General features: G+C 73.6%; 18 protein-coding genes. 13 read left to right on the top strand and 5 right to left on the bottom strand.

Translation table 11 applies throughout. The features are described from left to right. Positions 1-91: 91 nt before the first annotated feature. From Q5530_RS25370 to Q5530_RS25395, 6 genes are all read left to right on the top strand, one after another. Positions 92-277 (top strand): hypothetical protein, encoded by a 186-nt coding sequence (locus Q5530_RS25370; RefSeq protein WP_415365256.1) that lies wholly within the window; start codon positions 92-94, stop codon positions 275-277. Between the two features lie 115 nt (positions 278-392). Next, the gene (locus tag Q5530_RS25375; RefSeq protein WP_415365257.1) at positions 393-1,850 is read left to right on the top strand and encodes a DNA-3-methyladenine glycosylase 2 family protein; all 1,458 of its coding nucleotides are present in this window, start codon (positions 393-395) and stop codon (positions 1,848-1,850) included. 13 nt (positions 1,851-1,863) lie between these two features. Next, positions 1,864-2,355, top strand: a complete 492-nt coding sequence (locus Q5530_RS25380; protein ID WP_415365258.1) for a methylated-DNA--[protein]-cysteine S-methyltransferase — start codon at positions 1,864-1,866, stop codon at positions 2,353-2,355. 181 nt (positions 2,356-2,536) lie between these two features. Next, positions 2,537-3,121 (top strand): ArsR/SmtB family transcription factor, encoded by a 585-nt coding sequence (locus tag Q5530_RS25385; protein ID WP_415365259.1) that lies wholly within the window; start codon positions 2,537-2,539, stop codon positions 3,119-3,121. Between the two features lie 2 nt (positions 3,122-3,123). After that, on the top strand, positions 3,124-3,840 hold the full coding sequence (locus tag Q5530_RS25390) for an SRPBCC family protein (protein WP_415365260.1): 717 nt from the start codon (positions 3,124-3,126) through the stop codon (positions 3,838-3,840). A gap of 155 nt (positions 3,841-3,995) precedes the next feature. Beyond that, complete coding sequence (locus Q5530_RS25395) at positions 3,996-4,790, top strand: alpha/beta fold hydrolase (protein WP_415365261.1); 795 nt, start codon at positions 3,996-3,998, stop codon at positions 4,788-4,790. Positions 4,791-5,255: 465 nt separating this feature from the next. Here Q5530_RS25395 and Q5530_RS25400 read toward each other — a convergent pair whose 3' ends face one another. Continuing rightward, a complete protein-coding gene (locus tag Q5530_RS25400; RefSeq protein ID WP_415365262.1) occupies positions 5,256-6,089 on the bottom strand; it encodes an SAM-dependent methyltransferase in 834 nt (277 codons plus the stop codon). A 259-nt stretch (positions 6,090-6,348) separates the two neighbouring features. Here Q5530_RS25400 and Q5530_RS25405 point away from each other — a divergent pair, with 259 nt between their 5' ends. The 3 genes from Q5530_RS25405 (at position 6,349) to Q5530_RS25415 (ending at position 7,905) form a co-directional block, all read left to right on the top strand. Continuing rightward, a complete protein-coding gene (locus tag Q5530_RS25405) occupies positions 6,349-7,224 on the top strand; it encodes a helix-turn-helix domain-containing protein (protein WP_415365263.1) in 876 nt (291 codons plus the stop codon). Positions 7,225-7,373: 149 nt separating this feature from the next. Then, the gene (locus tag Q5530_RS25410; RefSeq protein ID WP_415365264.1) at positions 7,374-7,613 is read left to right on the top strand and encodes a DUF397 domain-containing protein; all 240 of its coding nucleotides are present in this window, start codon (positions 7,374-7,376) and stop codon (positions 7,611-7,613) included. Continuing rightward, positions 7,597-7,905: a hypothetical protein gene (locus Q5530_RS25415; protein ID WP_415365265.1), complete on the top strand. Its 309-nt coding sequence runs from the start codon at positions 7,597-7,599 to the stop codon at positions 7,903-7,905. Before Q5530_RS25410 ends, Q5530_RS25415 begins: the two co-directional genes overlap by 17 nt. Positions 7,906-8,145: 240 nt before the next feature. Here Q5530_RS25415 and Q5530_RS25420 read toward each other — a convergent pair whose 3' ends face one another. Further along, on the bottom strand, positions 8,146-8,778 hold the full coding sequence (locus tag Q5530_RS25420) for a TetR/AcrR family transcriptional regulator C-terminal domain-containing protein (protein WP_415365266.1): 633 nt from the start codon (positions 8,776-8,778) through the stop codon (positions 8,146-8,148). Between the two features lie 50 nt (positions 8,779-8,828). Between Q5530_RS25420 and Q5530_RS25425 the strand changes: the two genes are divergently transcribed. After that, positions 8,829-9,359: a peroxiredoxin-like family protein gene (locus Q5530_RS25425; protein WP_415365267.1), complete on the top strand. Its 531-nt coding sequence runs from the start codon at positions 8,829-8,831 to the stop codon at positions 9,357-9,359. A gap of 100 nt (positions 9,360-9,459) precedes the next feature. On the opposite strand, the gene Q5530_RS25430 is transcribed toward Q5530_RS25425, so the two are convergent. Continuing rightward, on the bottom strand, positions 9,460-10,089 hold the full coding sequence (locus tag Q5530_RS25430) for an MBL fold metallo-hydrolase (RefSeq protein WP_415365268.1): 630 nt from the start codon (positions 10,087-10,089) through the stop codon (positions 9,460-9,462). 438 nt (positions 10,090-10,527) lie between these two features. Here Q5530_RS25430 and Q5530_RS25435 point away from each other — a divergent pair, with 438 nt between their 5' ends. Together Q5530_RS25435 and Q5530_RS25440 are read left to right on the top strand one after the other, a co-directional pair. Then, a complete protein-coding gene (locus Q5530_RS25435; protein ID WP_415365270.1) occupies positions 10,528-11,703 on the top strand; it encodes a Fic family protein in 1,176 nt (391 codons plus the stop codon). A gap of 31 nt (positions 11,704-11,734) precedes the next feature. After that, on the top strand, positions 11,735-11,902 hold the full coding sequence (locus tag Q5530_RS25440) for a hypothetical protein (protein WP_415365271.1): 168 nt from the start codon (positions 11,735-11,737) through the stop codon (positions 11,900-11,902). Here Q5530_RS25440 and Q5530_RS25445 read toward each other — a convergent pair. Both Q5530_RS25445 and Q5530_RS25450 read right to left on the bottom strand, forming a co-directional pair. Beyond that, entirely contained in the window at positions 11,883-12,779 is an 897-nt protein-coding gene (locus Q5530_RS25445) for a hypothetical protein (protein ID WP_415365272.1), read from the bottom strand. The genes Q5530_RS25440 and Q5530_RS25445 overlap by 20 nt on opposite strands. 182 nt (positions 12,780-12,961) lie before the next feature. Then, complete coding sequence (locus Q5530_RS25450; RefSeq protein WP_380637319.1) at positions 12,962-13,192, bottom strand: transcriptional regulator; 231 nt, start codon at positions 13,190-13,192, stop codon at positions 12,962-12,964. Positions 13,193-13,359: 167 nt separating this feature from the next. Here Q5530_RS25450 and Q5530_RS25455 point away from each other — a divergent pair, with 167 nt between their 5' ends. Continuing rightward, positions 13,360-13,674 carry a helix-turn-helix domain-containing protein gene (locus tag Q5530_RS25455; protein ID WP_380637320.1) on the top strand — a complete coding sequence of 105 codons (315 nt, stop codon included), beginning with the start codon at positions 13,360-13,362 and terminating at the stop codon, positions 13,672-13,674. Positions 13,675-13,835: the final 161 nt, after the last annotated feature.

Below are 13,835 nucleotides of genomic sequence, written 5' to 3' on the forward strand. Positions count from 1 at the left end.
GGTGGCGCGGCCCCGGCTGAGGAGTCCTGGGGGTCTTCTCAACGGTGCGCGCCCAGCGGCCGCGGTCGGTGGAACGGCGCGGCGACCCGCCATGCCGACCGCGGTTGACGGCGATCCGACCGGCGCGCCGCCGGTCACGGCCCGTGAGGACCGGGGGCTCCCCGGTGAAGCACGGGTCTGCCCGATCCTGCGGACCGCTGCCGACGCCCGCGGCCGGGACCGGGCCGAGGTGAGGCTGGACCTGCTCGCCCAACTGGTCACCCCGCCGCGCGGCTGACCGGGTTTCCTCCCACCGGATCCGACCGGGCGGACGCGCACCGCGCGGTTCGGCCCGGTAACCCGATGTCGCTTTTCCGCCGGCCAACGACCCGCCGTTGACGGATGCTGGTGCGGTGCACGAAGACGCGGAACGCTGTGCCCGAGCCGTCCGGTCCAAGGATTCCCGGTTCGACGGCTGGTTCTTCACGGCGGTGCTCACCACCGGTGTCTATTGTCGGCCGAGTTGTCCGGTGGCGCCGCCCAAGGTCGAGAACATGCGCTTCTACCCGAGTGCCGCGGCGGCGCAACAAGCGGGATTCCGGGCGTGCAAGAGGTGCCGCCCCGACGCCTCTCCCGGCTCGCCGCTGTGGAGCCACCGCGCGGACGCCGTGGCCAAGGCGATGCGGATGATCGCCGACGGCGTGGTCGACCGCGCGGGCGTGCCCGGCCTGGCCCGCGCCCTCGGCTACAGCGTCCGCCAGCTCGAACGGCTGCTGCTCGCCGAGCTGGGCGCGGGACCCCTGGCACTGGCCAGGGCGCAGCGCGCGCAGACCGCCCGGCTGCTCGTCGAGACCACCTCGCTGCCGATGGCCGAGGTCGCGGCGGCCTCCGGGTTCGCCAGCGTGCGGGCGTTCAACGAGACGGTGCGCGAGGTCTTCGCCCTGTCGCCGACCGACCTGCGCGCCCGCCGGGGCCCCGCCCCGGACACGCCCGGCGTGCTGTCGCTGCGGCTGCCGTTCCGGGCGCCGCTGTGCCCGGACAACCTGTTCGGCCACCTGGCCGCGACCGGCGTGCCCGGCGTGGAGGAGTGGCGCGACGGCGCGTACCGGCGCACGCTGCGCCTGCCGCACGGGCACGGCGTGGTCTCGCTGAGCCCGCGACCGGACCACGTGGCGTGCCGGCTGTCGCTGAGCGACCTGCGCGACCTGTCGATCGCCATCGCCCGCTGCCGCCGGCTGCTGGACCTCGACGCCGACCCGGTCGCGGTCGACGAGCAGCTGGGCGCCGACCCGCTGCTGGCGCCCCTGGTCGCCCGCGCGCCCGGCCGCCGCGTGCCCGGCACGGTCGACGCCGACGAGTTCGCCGTGCGCGCCCTGCTGGGGCAGCAGGTCTCCACCGCCGCCGCCCGCACCCACGCGGCCCGACTGGTCCGGGCGGTGGGCGACCCGGTCGAGGACGTCGGCCTCACCCACCTGTTCCCCACCCCCGGGGCGCTGGCCGAGCTGGACCCGGCCGTGCTCGCCGTGCCGGGGTCGCGCCGCACCGCGTTCCGGGCCCTGGTCACCGCCCTGGCCGACGGCTCGCTCGACCTGGGCGTCGGTGCCGACCGGGACCGCGCCCGCGCGGACCTGCTCGCGCTGCCCGGCTTCGGGCCGTGGACCGTCGAGGTGATCGCCATGCGCGCGCTGGGCGACCCCGACGCGTTCATCCCCACCGACCTGGGCATCCGGATCGCCGCCCGCGACCTCGGACTGCCCGGCACCCCCGCCGCCCTCGTGCGGCGGGCTCGGGCGTGGCGCCCCTGGCGGGCCTACGCCGTCCAGCACCTCTGGGCGACCGGTGACCACGCGGTCAACCGGATGCCCGCGTGACAGGAGGAGATCGATGACCCACACCGTGGTCGACAGCCCCGTCGGCCCGCTGACGCTGGTCGCGCACCGCGACGCGCTGTCCGGCGTCTACATGACCGACCAGCGGCACCGGCCGGCGCAGGAGACGTTCGGCCCGGAGGACCCCGCGCCCTTCGGCCGGGCGATCGGGCAGCTGGCCGAGTACTTCGCCGGTGAGCGCACGGTGTTCGACCTGGAGCTGGACCTGATCGGCACGCCGTTCCAGCGGACGGTGTGGCAGGCGCTGCGCGGGATCCCCTACGGGGAGACCGTGTCGTACGGGGAGCTGGCGGCGCTGCTCGGCCGGCCGTCGGCGGCGCGCGCGGTCGGGTTGGCCAACGGGAAGAACCCGGTCGGCATCGTGGTGCCGTGCCACCGCGTCGTCGGTTCGACCGGCGGCCTCACCGGGTACGGCGGCGGGCTGGCGCGCAAGCGGCAGCTGCTCGACTTCGAGCGCGGCGCGGAGGGGGACCGACTGCCGCTCTGAGCCGGGCGGGGCCGGCCCTTCTGCGGGTGGGGCGGCCTCCCAGGGGGCCGCCCCTCTCCACGTAGGGCCACCCTCTCCACATGGGGCCGTCCCCTTTCCCCAAGCGGGCCACCCTCTCCAGCCCTCCACCGACAACAAAGTTTGTCTTGACAACTCAAGTTGTCGGTGCGAGGGTTCCCCCATGCTTGACGTGGCAGTGATCGAGGACCCGGCGACCGCCGAGGTCACGCTGGACCCGGTGCGGGTGAGGCTGCTGGCCGAACTCGTCGAACCGGGTTCGGCCACCACGCTGGCGGCCAAGGTGGGGCTGCCGCGGCAGAAGGTCAACTACCACCTGCGCACGCTGGAGCAGCACGGCCTGGTCGAGCTGGCCGAGGAACGCCGCAGGGGCAACATGACCGAGCGGGTCATGCGCGCCACCGCCGCGTCCTACGTCATCTCGCCCGTCGCGCTGGCCGCCGTGCAGCCCGATCCCGCGCGCTCACCCGACCGGCTGTCCGCGCGCTGGCTGCTGGCCGTCGCCGCCCGCACGGTCCGCGACGTCGGCCACCTCATCACCGGCGCGACCAAGGCGGGGAAGCGGGTCGCCACCTTCGCGCTCGACGGCGAGGTCCGCTTCGCCTCCGCGGCCGAACGCGCGGCGTTCGCCGAGGAGCTCGCGGCCGCCGTCACCGGCCTGGTCGCCAAGTACCACGACGAGTCGGCGGAGGGCGGGCGCGCGCACCGTGTCGTCGTCGCCGTCCACCCCAGCATCCCCCAGGAGTGACGATGGGCCACGCGTTCGAGAGTTCCGACGAGGTCGAGCTGGCCGGCGTGACGCCGGAGCAGGTCTGGGAGGCGATCGCCACCGGCCCCGGCCTGGACTCCTGGTTCATGGGCGGCAACGAGGTCGAGCCCGGCACCGCGGTGCGGCAGGCGTTCGGCGGGTACGAGCCCAGCCACCCCGTCACCGCCTGGGAACCGGGCAAGCGCCTCGCCTACGGCGGCGACCAGGCCCCCGACGGCCGGTTCGTCGCCTACGAGTTCCTGATCGAGGGGCGCGACCGGGGCAGCACCGTGCTGCGCATGGTCACCAGCGGCTTCCTGCCCGGCGACGACTGGGCGGACGAGTTCGAGGCCATGAGGGTCGGCGGCGAGATGTTCCGGTGGACGCTCGTCACCTACCTGCGCCACTTCACCGCCCGCACCGCCCGCCCGATCACCGCCTTCGGCCCGCCGGTCGACGACTGGCCCGCGACGTGGACCGGCCTGGGCCGCCGCCTCGGCCTGGACCGCGCGCCGCGCACCGGGGACGAGGTCACCCTCGACGGTGTCCCCGGCACCGTGTACTTCGCCAACTCCCAGACCGCGGGCGTCCGCACGTCCGACGCGATGTACCGGTTCTTCCGCGGCCGGCCCGGCGGGCTGGTCGCCATGCACCACGTGTTCGCCGGGGACGACCGCGACGAGCGCACCTGGGTGGACTGGTTGACCGACCTGTCCTGACCGCGCGCCATGCCCCCGGGGCACCTTCGGGGGATGCCGGTCGAACGCGCGCCGGCAGGCGTGTCGTCGCCCGCTCCGGCCCCGTCCCGGGTGCCGGGTCCCCCTTCGTGGTCCGCGAGACCGCACCCCGACCAGCTTGAGGAGAACCGAGCGAGATGACGCACGTCGTGTCCGCGGACGGCACCAGGATCGCGTACAGCAGGACCGGGTCGGGCCCGGCGCTGATCATCGTGGACGGCGCCATGTGCTACCGCGAGTTCGGCCCGGCCACCGAGCTGGCGAAGTCCCTGTCGTCCGACTTCACCGTCTACACCTACGACCGGCGGGGCCGGGGCGAGAGCGGCGACGCGGGGCCGTACGACGTCGGGCGCGAGGTCGAGGACATCGCCGCGCTGATCGAGGAGGCCGGCGGCACCGCCCACCTGTTCGGCATGTCGTCGGGCGGGACGCTGGTGGCCGAGGCGGTCCACCGCGGCGTCGCGGCGGAGCGGGTGGCGATCTACGAGTCGCCCATGATCGTCGACGACACCCACCGACCGATGGAACCCGACTTCCCGGCGCGGGTGGCCCGGGCCATCGCGGAGGAGCGCCGGGGCGACGCCGTGAAGCTGTTCATGCGCTACGTCGGCACGCCCGGGTTCTTCGTCGTGGCGCTCCAGCTCATGCCGCCGTGGAAGAAGCTCAAGGGGGTGGCCCACACGCTGCCGAACGACCTGGCCGTGGTGGGCGAGTACCAGCACGGCACCCCGCCGCCCGCGGGGCGGTGGTCGGGGGCGGCGGTGCCCGCGCTGGTGATCGCGGGCGGGAAGAGCCCGGAGTACATGCGCAACGCCCAGCGGTACCTGGCCTCGGCGCTGCCGAAGGGCGAGCTGGTCGTCCTACCGGGACAGACCCACATGGTGAAGGCCAAGGTCACGGCCCCGGTGCTGACCGGCTTCTTCACCGGCTGACCGTCCCCACCGGACCCGGGTCACCCGCTGTCGCCGCGCGGCTCGCCCACTTGTCGCCGCGCCGCGCCGCTCGGGTGGCTGCGGCTGCCTGGGTGGCAGCGCCGCTCGGGTCACCGCGCCGCTCGGGTCACCGCGCCGCGCAGCTCACGCGCTGCCCAGGTCACCGCGCCGCTCGGCTCACCCTCGGCTCGCCCCGCGGCGACAGCCCGTCCTCCGCAACCCGCTCCCCGCATCCGTCCACCTCCACCCCACCCAACCACCCCGGCCGGGCAACCACCCCGTCTTCACGCGCACCGCCCCGTCGGCCCGAAGCGGGGTGGTCGCTCGGCCGTCGATTTCTCCTCTACCGATGATCGAGAACACCGTTTCCGTACATCATCCGGCGATGTTCACTCGATCGTGTAGCGGCAGACCCCACGGACAGCCTCGTGCCCTCCCCGCGGCGCACGAGGCTACCGAAGATCGTCAGGGCTTGCGCCCCACCGCACCCGCGATGCAGTAGCTCACCGCGTCCAGCTCCTTCAACCGCGGCCCGTCCGGCCACCACTCCGCGCAGATCGCGATGCCCGGGTCCACCAGCTCCAACCCGTGGAACAGCCCCTCCAGCTCGCGCATGGTCGCGAACCGCCCGCTCCCCATCGGCGAGTGCAGGAACGTCTCCTCCATCCGCCGCGCGATGGCCGAGTGCTCCTCGGTTTCCGGGTCGAGGAAGTGCGAGATGCCGACGAACGACCCGGACGGCAGGGCCTCGACGTACTCGGCCATGATCTCCGCCGACGTCGGCGAGGTGCCGTTGTAGTGGTGCAGCGTCCCCATCTGGAAGAACGCCACCGGCTCGGAGAAGTCGATGTGCTTGCGCACCACCGGGTCGTTCAGGATCTCCTGCGGCTTGAAGATGTCCGCCGCCGAGAAGTGGGTCTGGTCGTTCTCCTCCAGCAGCGCCCGGCCGTGCGCCAGCACCACGGGGTCGTTGTCCACGTACACGACTCGTACATCCGGGTTGATCCGCTGCGCCACCTGGTGGGTGTTCTCGGCGGTGGGCAGGCCCGAGCCGCAGTCGAGGAACTGCGTGATCCCCGTTTGGCTCGCGACGAAACGGGTGGCGCGGATGAGGAAGTTGCGGTTGTCCACGGCCAGCGTCGCCGCCTCCGGCGCGACCTGCTGGACCCGCCGCAGGACCTCGCGGTCGATCTCGTAATTGTCCTTGCCGTTGAGGAAGGCGTCGTAAACCCTGGCGATGCTGGCTTTGGTGGTGTCGATGTAGACGGGGGTGGCGGCGTCCGAGGACGTACCCGACATTGTGATGACCTCGCATAATGGGGGAGAAGGGCGATGTTTCCGTGCACCGCGTCACAGTCCGCTCAGCGTAAGCGTATGGGCCCATCGCGTGAGCGGACCGCGTACGTCTGGCGCGACAAGATCGGGGGTGTACGTTCAGTGACGATGCGAGTTGGCCCCGTTCGGGCGCAACCGCTGTTCGGGTGGACGGCTCCGGGTGGGCGTCGACCGGCAGTGGGCCGGGAGTGGTTCAGGGGCATGACGGTCGGGAGGTGCCACGGTGATCACGGGTGAGCCGACCCCCGAGCGGGAGAGCGGGCCGACCGCGCTGCGGATCGTGCTCGGCGCGCAGCTGCGCAGGCTCCGCGAGGCGGCCGAGATCAGCCGCGCGGACGCCGGCTACGCGATCCGCGGCTCGGAGTCGAAGATCAGCCGCATGGAGCTGGGCCGCGTCGGGCTCAAGGAGCGCGACGTGAACGACCTGCTCATGATGTACGGGGTGACCGAGGACGAGGTCCGCGCGAAGTTCCTCGACATGGTCCGCCGCTCGAACTCGCCGGGCTGGTGGCACCGCTACTCCGACCTGATGCCCGACTGGTTCCAGGACTACGTCGGCCTGGAGGAGGCGGCCTCGCGCATCCTCACCTACGAGACGCAGTTCATCCCGGGCCTGCTCCAGACCGAGGACTACGCCATGGCGATCGCCAGCCACGGCCGTCCCGAGCTGGCGGGTCCCGCGGTGAAGCGGCGGGTGGCGCTGCGGATGCAGCGGCAGAAGATCCTCCAGCGGCCGGGCGCCCCGCGGCTGTGGGCGGTGATCGACGAGTCGGTGCTCCACCGGCCCATCGGCGGGCGGCGCGTGCTGTTGGAGCAGGTCGAGCACTTGCTGAGCGTGACCAGGGAAAGTTCGATCACCCTCCAGGTGGTTCCCTACCAGCTGAGCGGCTACGCGGCGGAGGGCGCCTTCACGATGCTGCGCTTCGGGGAGCCCGACCTGCCGGACATCGTGTACCTCGAACACCTCGCCGGTGCCCTCTACCTGGACAAACTGGATGAGCTGGAGGTCTACAGCCGGGTGTTCGACCGGCTCACCGTGGACGCGGAGACGCCCGACCGCAGCAGGCAGTTGCTGAGCAAGATCCGAGCGGACCTGTAGCCCTTCGTCCGTACGGGGGAAGTTCACGCTCTGCATCTGCACGTGCATTTACCCGTGCGCGGGCCGGTGCTACGGTCCGTGCACAGTCGAATGCACGTGCAGATGCATCACCGCGACGACATGTCGTCCGGGGTTGGAGGGTGATGTCGATGACCGCCGAGGTCCACAACGGTATGTCCGCTGCCGATCTCGCCGGTGTGGCGTGGCGCAAGAGCGCCCGCAGCGGCGCGCTCGGCAACTGCGTCGAACTCGCCGCGCTGACCGACGGCTCGGTCGCGATGCGCAACTCCCGCTTCCCCGAGGGCCCCGCCCTGGTCTACACCAGGGCGGAGATCGCGGCCTTCGTGGCCGGGGCCAGGGACGGGGAGTTCGATGACCTCGTGGGCTGACCAGACGGCCAACCGCACGTCCTGCCAACTGCGAGAACTCATCGCACGCGGTTTCCAGTTCCTCCACCCCCGGGACGCCCGGGGTGAGATCGCGGCGGTGGTCGGCGTCCGCGCCCACGACGCGGTGATCGACGTCGTGCGGCTGCACACGGCCGACGACGCGATCGCGATGCGGATGCCCGCCGACGAGGTGAACGTCCTGGCGCCCAGCCGTTTCTCCTGGCGCGCGCACGGCCCGGCGACGAACGTGCTCGACGAGCTGCTCGACCTGCCCGATGACCGGATCGCGTGACCGACCCGCTTCCCCCGCGGTTCGGACCGCCCGACGATGTCCCGTCCGCGTCCGCGGTGGTGGACGGGTGAGGGACCACCCGGTCCCTCTTCGGCGAACCTGACCTGGAGACGCAGCGGGAGTCGGCCGCGCCCACGTCGACACCACGCTCGGAGCGCAACTCCGTGTTCGTCGCGTCCGGTGCGGGGACCGAGGTCGGCTTCGGTCCCCGCACCGGCCAAACCCCGCGACCGCCGGCTCCTAGGGCCGCCGCAACCCGCGCAGCACCACGGCCAGGCCGCGCCGGAACTCCTCGTCCGCGTCGATGCCCCCGGCCACCGCGGCGGTCTCGGCCAGCAGCGGGAACTCCGCGCCCAGCCCCGTCATCGCGGCGGTGCCCGGCCCGGTCAGCGACCCCCGGTGCTCCAGCTCGACCGCGCCGATCACGTACCCCAGCAGGGTCCGCAACGCGATCGCCCGCTCGGTCCCGCCGAACCCGGCCCGGGTCAGCACCCCCAGCACGGCCTCGGACCAGCGCAGCACGCTCGGGCACCGGTGCCGGTGCGCCGTGGTCAGCGGCACCGCGTTGGGGTGCTTCCCCACTGCCGCGCGCACCCGCTCCACCAGCACCGCGACCTGCTCGTCCCACAACGCGTGCGGGGGTGGTGAGGTGTCCACTCCGGACAGCACGAACTCCGCGGCGAGCGCTTCCAGCTCGCCCCGGTCGGCCACGTACCGGTAGAGCGACATCGTGCCCACGCCCAGTTCGGCGGCCACCGCGCGCATGGACAGCGCGGCCAGGCCCTCGCGGTCGACCACGGCCAGGGCGGCGGCGGCGAGCGCGGTGCTGGTCAGGGACTTGGGGCGGGGCATCTCCTTGACAGCGTACAACATACGCGCATAACGTCGGTCGTAAGCGTACGGCGCACGCTCAAGGGGGAACCGTGGAAGCACGCGAGTGGGGGACCGTGACGGGCGGGACGGTGCGGGTGCCCGACCCGGGCGGACCCGTGCACCTCCAGTTCCGCCGCTTCGCCGGCTGCCCGGTCTGCAACCTGCACCTGCGGTCGGTGGTGCTGCGGCACGACGAGATCTCGTCGCGCGGGATCGTCGAGGTGGTCGTGTTCCACTCCACCGCGGCCGACCTGCGCCCGCACGTCGCCGACCTCCCGTTCGCCGTCGTCGCCGACCCGGACAAGCGGCTGTACGCGGAGTTCGGCGTCGAGGCCCGGCCGCGCGCCCTGCTCGACCCGCGCGCGTGGGGCGCCATCGCCCGCGGCGTCGCGCGCGACCTCGGACCGCTGCTGCGCGGCCGGCGTCCGCTGCCCGACCCGGCGGGGGGTCGGCTCGGGCTGCCGGCGGACTTCCTCATCGCCCCCGACGGGCGGATCGTCGCGGAGAAGCGCGGGCAGCACGCCTACGACCAGTGGACCGTGGACGAACTGCTCACTCATGCACAGGCGCTGACCAGCTAAGACCCAGTTGTCCACAGGTCTGTCCCCAGGTGTGGACGGATCGAACAGGCGTTCGAGAAGATGGTGGGGGCCACCGGCGGTCCGGTCGGCGCCGGGGCGCTCATCCGACCAGGCGGCGGAGCCGGTCGGGGTCGCGCAGCGGGCGGCCGTGGCCGAACAGCACCAGCTTCGGCCGCAGCTCCGCGAGCCGGCGCATGGACTCGCGGTTGCGCTCGACGTCGTGGGTGAGGAACCGGGGCGGCGGCGCGGGCCGCAGCACGTTGAAGAACACGTCGCCGCAGATCAGCACGCCGTCGTGGTCGCGCCACAGGGCGATGTGGCCGGGGGAGTGGCCGGGCGCGTCCAGCACGGTGAACCCGGCGACCTCGTCCCCCTCGGCCAGGCCCCGGGCGACCGGGTGCGGGTCGGGCATCGGCATCTTCGCCAGCAGCGCGGGGAGCAGGCCCGGCGCGGGCACCGGGCGGGCGTCCTGGATCGCCTCGACGTCGCGGCTGCCGGCCCACAGCGGCACGTCGTACCGCTCGCACAGCGCGTGGCTGGAGCCGAAGTGGTCGGGGTGGGCGTGCGTCACGACGTGGGCGGCGAGCCGGCGGCCGTCGAGCTGGCGCGCGATCCGCTTGCGGGCGGCGGGCGTGCCCGCGTCCACCAGCACGTCCTCGACCAGGTAGGCGTTCATCATGTGCGGAGGCCGACCGAGCAGCTGGTGGACTCCGGGAGCCAGGGGGCGCACGCCCGGGATCGTAGCGCCGCCGGGTGCCGTCCGGACCGCTCGGCGCGGCGGTTCCGGTGGCGCGGCCCGCGGACCGGGTCGTGGAAATGGCGCTTCTCGATCGGGTGAGAGGCGGGGAGCGGTCGCCGGGCCGGTGGGTTTTCGGCCGGGGCCCGGCGCCGACGCTTCCCGTCGAGTGGAATAAAGCTGGTCGGACCGGATCCGCCGAGAATTGACCGGTGGTCCACTCGGATCGTCCACTCCACCATTGGTGAACTGGGCTTATCATTTCCCCGTCACAGGTGGCGAATCCGCATAAATGCGGGTGACCCGGGTGGAGCAGCCCTCCGCCCCGGACGGTCCGGTCCCGGCACTCCGGGTAAAGAGAAGAGAACTGCCATCTGACTTCACTTCGTTGAACTATTGCCAAGGCGGTGTTCTTCGTGGATGCTTCCCGCCATGGATTTTCGGCCTCTGCCGCCGGGTCAATGGGTGCCGGTCCCCCACCAGCCCGGCGTTCCGGGGGAACTCCTCCGCGAAGGCGCCTACCTCCCGTCGCCGCTGCCCTCGGACCTGCGGCTGCCCGTGTCGACCTACCGCGCCTGCGCCGACGCCGAGCACGCGCTCGGCAGGCTCGACGAGGCGGCGGACCGGCTCGGCGCGCGCTCCGCGCTCGTGCGGGCGACGCAGGTGCGCGACGCGAACAGCTCGGCCGGCCTGGCCGGGATCGCGGTGGGCCTGCGCGAGGCGTTCGCGGTGGACCTGCTGGCCTCCCGGGGCGCGGCGCCGCTGGAGGGCACCGCCCACGAGGCCGTCGCGCCCTACCGGCGGGCCTACGAGCACGGCGTCGGGCGGGTCCGCCCCGACGAGCCCACCGACGTCGCGCTGGTCGGGCAGATGGCCGCGATCATGGCCGGCCGCTCCCCGGACCGGCCCGGGGACGTGCTGCGCGACGCGCCGGGCCGGCTGGGCGCCGGGCCGGAGGACGCCTACCTGCTCACGGCCACCGGCGCCCACCTGGTCGGGTCGCTGGAGCAGTGGTCGACGTGGTCGCGGGAGGAGGACGGGCAGCCCCGCAGCGCGCGGATCGCCATCGCGCACTACCAGCTGGAGGTGCTGCAACCCTTCCCGACCGCCAACGGGCACGTCGCGCGCCTGTTCTCGCTGCTGGAGCTCGTGCGCACCGGCCTGCTGCGCGACCAGGTCCTGCCGCTGTCGGTGTGGCTGGACGACGCCATGCCCGACTACCGGCGGCAGCTGCGCGCGGTGGTCGACACCGGGCTGGTCCACCGCTGGGTCGAGTTCTTCACCACCGGCCTGCGCGAGCAGGCGCTCGCCCAGCTGCGCCTGATCGACCACCTGGAGGCGCTCGCCGCCGACTACGCCCGCCGGCTGCCCGACAAGGGCAGGCTCCCGCGCGTGGCCGCCGAGCTGATCGGCTTCCCGGTGGTCGACCACCCCGGGCTGTGCGAGCGGCACGGCGTGAGCAAGAGGGCCGCCGCCGACCTGACCAACCGGCTCGTCGAGCTCGGCATCCTGGTCCCGTGGGAGTTCCGCGGCTACCGCCGGGTGTTCCTCTGCCGGGACGTGCTCGACCTGCTCGCCGACCACCCGGACACCACCGCCGCGTTCTGACCCCGCGACCACCAGGGACCGCACCGAAGTGATGAACGAGCCCGATGGACCCCCGACCCGCCCCTGCCGCCGCCCGGCCTGCCACCGGGCCCGCTGCCGCCGGCCGCGCCACCGCTCCGGGGGCCCGGCCGGGCCCCGGTTCGCCACCGGCCTGCTGATCCAGGTCGTCCTGGCGCTGGTCACCCTGTTCCGGGAGTGAGCTCCAGCTCCGCCGCCAGGTCGCGCACCCGCTGCGCGGCCGCGTCGTCCACGCCGATCAGCAGGGCCAGCGCCCGGTTGAACGCGCGGTGGGCGGCCGCCCGGTCGCCGGAGAGCCACAGCGCCCGCCCCAGCGGGGCCAGCGCCGCGGCCCGGTCGGCGGCGTTCGCCCCGGCGCCGCCCGCCGCGCCGACCTTCGCGCCGACCGCCGCGCCCGCCCCTGCGCCCGCCCCTGCGTTGGTCTCCGCGCCGAACCCCGCGGCCACCTCGCCGAACACCCGGTCCGCGCGGGTCAGGTAGCGGACCGCCGCGTCCAGCCTGCCCACCTCGGTCATCAGCTCGCCGAGGTGGGTCAGCGCCCGCGCGGCCCCGACCCGGTCGCCGTGCCGGAAGAAGGTCTCCAGGGCCTCGTCGGCGCAGCCGACGACCCGGTGCACCCGCCCCTGCGCCCGGTAGGTGGCCGCGAGGTCGCGCAGGGCGTCCGCGGTGGCGGCCGGGTCGTCGTCGCGGGTCCGGTGCACGGCCAGCTCGCGCATCCCCTGCGCGGCGGCCAGCGGGAGCAGCCCCTTGGCGCGCAGCGCCCGCGCGCCCCGGCGGAAGGCCGCGGCCAGCACGAGCGACGTGGGCAGCGCCTCGGCCAGCCGCGCGCCGACCTCGTGCAGCGCCCGGCACCAGTCCTCGTCCGCGTCGGCGGGCACCGCCGGCCACACCTCGGCCAGCAGCGCCGCGGCCGCCTCAGGCTCGTCCACCGCCGCGCGCAGGACGTCCACGACGCGCTCGTGGTTCGCGTCGAACCAGGCCCGCGGGTCGGGTGCGCGCAGGGCGTCCCCCAGGTCCCGGCGCAATGCCGAAGCCGCGTGCCGCGACTCGTCGCTCACCTGCCGCTGTCCTTCCGCCGCCGAACCTCGAGCGTTGGCCAATGGTCACATCGAGTTCAGACCGGTCCCACGCCTTCTAGTGTCACGCATTCGGGTGAGGCTCCACATCACGGGCCACCGCACTCCACTCGCCTACGCCTCCGCGTACCTGAAAAGACCCCCGCGCACAACACGGAGAGTGGTCAGCGGGGCACGCGGATGATCTCGAACAGGTCATCGAACTGCATCGGCGTCAGCGCGACCAGCGCGCCGCCGATGAACGCCGGACCGGGTTGGAGCGCGCCGCTGAGCACGCGGGTGACCGTGGAGCGGTTGACGTCCATCGCCCGGGCCAGGGCGTAGTCGGACCGGAACCCCGCGAGTCGCACGGCTTTGGAGAAGGCTTCGGAGCGGAGCCTGATGGTGTGGGGCATGGCCGGCCTCGGACTCTGTCGTGTGCGCACACCGTCCGGTGTGGCAACACAACAGTAGCTCGGTTTCCTCGACGCAACGACGGTTTCCCTTGTGCGACAACAACTACGCACTTCACCGTGTTGGCCGCGCGTGGCGCGTGTTGCGTCCGGGCCACTAATATCGCCGGGTGACCACGCGCTGGTGGCAGTACGTCGAGACCAACCTCCGCAACCGCGGCCTGAAGACGGGCGACCTGACCCGGGTGACGGGCGTCGACCGCAGCCGCATCAGCGAGTGGAAGCGGGGCCGGGGCGTCTCGCTGGAGACGGCCCGCGCGGTGGCCCGCCTGTTCGAGGTCAGCCCGCTGGAGGCGTGGGTGGCGGCCGAGCTGATCACCGACGAGGAGGCGCGGCTCCAGCGCGCCCGCCCCGACCCGGCCGACCTGACCGACCAGGAGCTGGTCGCCGAGCTGACCCGCCGGCTGGAGCGGACCCGGGACTGACGTCCCGTCGGGTCCTCTGTGGACCAGCGGTCACCGGCCGAGCCCGAACACGCGCGATGTCCGGCCCGCGGGTCGAAGCGGTGGCCGCGGGGGCGCCTCGGGACGCCCCGCCGGCCACGGCCGACCAGGACGCGGGACGCCCCCGGGGCCCGTCGCGGTTC

It is taken from the genome of Saccharothrix sp. BKS2 (assembly GCF_047689505.1).
Lineage (GTDB): Bacteria > Actinomycetota > Actinomycetes > Mycobacteriales > Pseudonocardiaceae > Actinosynnema > Actinosynnema lopnurensis.

Excerpts from the sequence above, each read along its gene's own strand:
- Q5530_RS25420 (WP_415365266.1), bottom strand. The coding sequence starts at position 8,778 with ATGTTGTACGCTGTCAAGGAGATGCCCCGCCCCAAGTCCCTGACCAGC.
- Q5530_RS25415 (WP_415365265.1), top strand. The coding sequence starts at position 7,597 with ATGACCTCGTGGGCTGACCAGACGGCCAACCGCACGTCCTGCCAACTG.
- Q5530_RS25435 (WP_415365270.1), top strand. The coding sequence starts at position 10,528 with ATGGATTTTCGGCCTCTGCCGCCGGGTCAATGGGTGCCGGTCCCCCAC.
- Q5530_RS25385 (WP_415365259.1), top strand. The coding sequence starts at position 2,537 with ATGCTTGACGTGGCAGTGATCGAGGACCCGGCGACCGCCGAGGTCACG.
- Q5530_RS25380 (WP_415365258.1), top strand. The coding sequence starts at position 1,864 with ATGACCCACACCGTGGTCGACAGCCCCGTCGGCCCGCTGACGCTGGTC.
- Q5530_RS25400 (WP_415365262.1), bottom strand. The coding sequence starts at position 6,089 with ATGTCGGGTACGTCCTCGGACGCCGCCACCCCCGTCTACATCGACACC.
- Q5530_RS25410 (WP_415365264.1), top strand. The coding sequence starts at position 7,374 with ATGACCGCCGAGGTCCACAACGGTATGTCCGCTGCCGATCTCGCCGGT.
- Q5530_RS25395 (WP_415365261.1), top strand. The coding sequence starts at position 3,996 with ATGACGCACGTCGTGTCCGCGGACGGCACCAGGATCGCGTACAGCAGG.
- Q5530_RS25390 (WP_415365260.1), top strand. The coding sequence starts at position 3,124 with ATGGGCCACGCGTTCGAGAGTTCCGACGAGGTCGAGCTGGCCGGCGTG.
- Q5530_RS25440 (WP_415365271.1), top strand. The coding sequence starts at position 11,735 with ATGAACGAGCCCGATGGACCCCCGACCCGCCCCTGCCGCCGCCCGGCC.
- Q5530_RS25450 (WP_380637319.1), bottom strand. The coding sequence starts at position 13,192 with ATGCCCCACACCATCAGGCTCCGCTCCGAAGCCTTCTCCAAAGCCGTG.
- Q5530_RS25370 (WP_415365256.1), top strand. The coding sequence starts at position 92 with ATGCCGACCGCGGTTGACGGCGATCCGACCGGCGCGCCGCCGGTCACG.